Raw genomic sequence first — 272 nt, forward strand, 5'->3', positions numbered from 1 at the left:
GCATTATTCAGCTTGTTTATATACCCAATTATTGTGTTTTTCTTATTGTTAGGTGACTCCTTCGGTTTACCTAAGGTAGAAACACATCAATGGGGTGGCTTATTGCTAACGCTAGTATTGGCTATCGTGGGTATTGTTGCAGCTCTTCCAATCGGTATTTTATTGGCTTTGGGTCGACGTTCTCATATGCCAATAGTACGAAGCTTTTGTACTATCTACATTGAGTTTTGGCGTGCAGTGCCTCTTATTACCGTATTGTTTATGGCATCGGT

At 40.1% G+C, this 272-nt stretch carries 1 protein-coding gene; it reads left to right on the top strand.

Annotated features, from left to right (window positions below; translation table 11 throughout):
- On the top strand, positions 1-272 hold a 272-nt coding region (locus tag Q4528_RS13925; protein WP_303522179.1), incomplete at both ends, for an ABC transporter permease subunit.

This window comes from Staphylococcus pasteuri, from assembly GCF_030547725.1.
GTDB classification, from domain to species: Bacteria; Bacillota; Bacilli; order Staphylococcales; family Staphylococcaceae; genus Staphylococcus; species Staphylococcus pasteuri.